The organism is Kitasatospora sp. NPDC047058 (genome assembly GCF_040643935.1).
Taxonomy (GTDB): domain Bacteria; phylum Actinomycetota; class Actinomycetes; order Streptomycetales; family Streptomycetaceae; genus Kitasatospora.
On the sequence record NZ_JBEYVJ010000800.1, the window covers coordinates 1 to 1,713 of the forward strand.

At 76.8% G+C, this 1,713-nt stretch carries 2 protein-coding genes and 1 pseudogene; 1 reads left to right on the forward strand and 2 read right to left on the reverse strand.

Going from position 1 to position 1,713, the window contains the following annotated elements; genetic code table 11:
• Positions 1-99: pseudogene (locus ABZ885_RS40615) on the reverse strand (deaminase); the annotation flags it as partial.
• 268 nt (positions 100-367) lie between these two features.
• Positions 368-1,099: a PIG-L family deacetylase gene (locus ABZ885_RS40620; RefSeq protein ID WP_360200159.1), complete on the reverse strand. Its 732-nt coding sequence runs from the start codon at positions 1,097-1,099 to the stop codon at positions 368-370.
• A 230-nt stretch (positions 1,100-1,329) separates the two neighbouring features.
• On the opposite strand from ABZ885_RS40620, the gene ABZ885_RS40625 reads away from it, so the two are divergent.
• Complete coding sequence (locus ABZ885_RS40625) at positions 1,330-1,638, forward strand: hypothetical protein (protein ID WP_360200157.1); 309 nt, start codon at positions 1,330-1,332, stop codon at positions 1,636-1,638.
• The last annotated feature ends 75 nt before the right edge of the window (positions 1,639-1,713 follow it).

The window sequence follows — 1,713 nt, forward strand, 5'->3', positions numbered from 1 at the left end:
GCCGCCGAACGGGAACCCGGCCGGGTCCTCGTCGGGTCCGCCGGGCGCCTGCGCGACGAGGTCGAGGGTTGCGAACAGCTCGATGTGGATGAGGCCCATGCCTGGCTCCTGACGAGTTGGTTGTCCCGGTCGAGAGGTGGACCTGTGGGCGTCGGCAGACGCATCGCTCCGACGGGCACCGGCTTCGTACGCGTCGGCCGCCTCTCCCGGCGCACCGGTCACCGCTCCGTCCCGTGGCCGGCGTGCCCTGCGGGCGCCGCCGGGCCGGGACGTCGCACCGGCACTCCCCACCCACGATAGGTCAGTGGCCGCGTCCCGACCGGGTGGCCGCCGTGCACCCGGTGTCACCGCAGGTCACAGGCGCTGGCTACAGCTGCTGATCCCGGAGGTACCACTCGGTGCCGAGGAGCTCCGCGCGGGCGGCGGCCGACAGGGCGGCGAGGCGCCCCGGCAGGGCCCCGCGGACGACCTCGCTGCAGTGCGCGAGGATCGCCGCGACCTTCCGGTCCAGCCAGGGCGTGACGTCGACCGTCGCAGCGACCGCCTCGTCCGGCACCGTGAACGCAGGCCGTCCCGGTCGGACCAGCCGCGCCGCGACGGAAGACAGCGAAGAGTGCGGGTGGGTGGCCAGGTAGAGCGCCGACGGGCCCCAGGGCTCCCCGGCCTCCGGGTAGAGGCCGGGGAGCGCGGCGGCCCGGACCGCCAGGACGGTGACCCGATGGGTCTGCACGTGGTCCGGATGGCCGCTCAGACCGCCGTACGCGTCGGGCGCCACCACGACGTCCGGACGGAACGCGCGCAGGTGCGCCACCAGCCGGCCGACCGCCTCGTCCAACGGCACGTCACACCACCGGCGGGCCCCCGGCGCGGACTCCGGCACCCGCGCGTCGGCGTACCCCAGCAGCCGCGGCGGCCCGGCGCCGAGGATCCGCAGCGCCTCCGCGAGCTCGGCGGCCCGCCCGGTGTCCGGCGCCCAGGTGGCCGTGACGACACCCGTGCGCGCCCCGGCCGCCCCGGACCGGGCGAGGACACCACCGGTCAGCAGCGACTCGTCGTCCGGGTGGCCGTGGACGGCGAGCAGGCTCGGGATGGCGGGCAGGCTCTGCGAGGTCCGGGACACGCCCACCACGCTGCCCGGAAACGGAGGCCCGCGAACCCGGCCGCCGCGCCCGGCCGCGGAGCCGGCGGTCCCGCCGACGGGCGGTCACCACGGTGGCGCCCGCTGCGCTCTCCGGGCCGCGCCGCAGCGCGACCGGAACCGGGTCGCGCACGGCCGGCGTCCTGCTGGTAGAGGTGGCGGCCGGGGCGGGGACGGGGGTCTGCACGGGCATGGGTGCGGTGATTCTGCTGGTACTGCTGGCCGCGGGCGTCGGCCTGGTCCTGTCCGGAGTCGGCAAGCTGCAGACCGAGGTGCCCACCTGCTACGGCCGGCCGATGGTCCCCGGTGACGTCTGCAAGGCCCGGGCGACCGGACCGGTCACGGACGGGATGCCCGTGCCGAGCGACACCACCTACCAGGAGCAGTTGGACGCCCTGACCAGCGGCGGCTGGACCTCCGTCGGGCTCGGCCTGGTGCTCCTGGCGCTCTGTGTGGTGATCGGTATCGCCTGGGCGGCCGGAGCCGCCCGCACCTGGTAGACCGGGTGGCCGCGGGCCACTTGCGCCCGCCCGCCCGGCCCCGGGCGGCCGATCCGGATACGCTGGGCACGAGGC

Bases quoted from the DNA above. Each gene is read 5' to 3' on its own strand.
- ABZ885_RS40625 (WP_360200157.1), top strand. From the start codon at position 1,330: ATGGGTGCGGTGATTCTGCTGGTACTGCTGGCCGCGGGCGTCGGCCTG.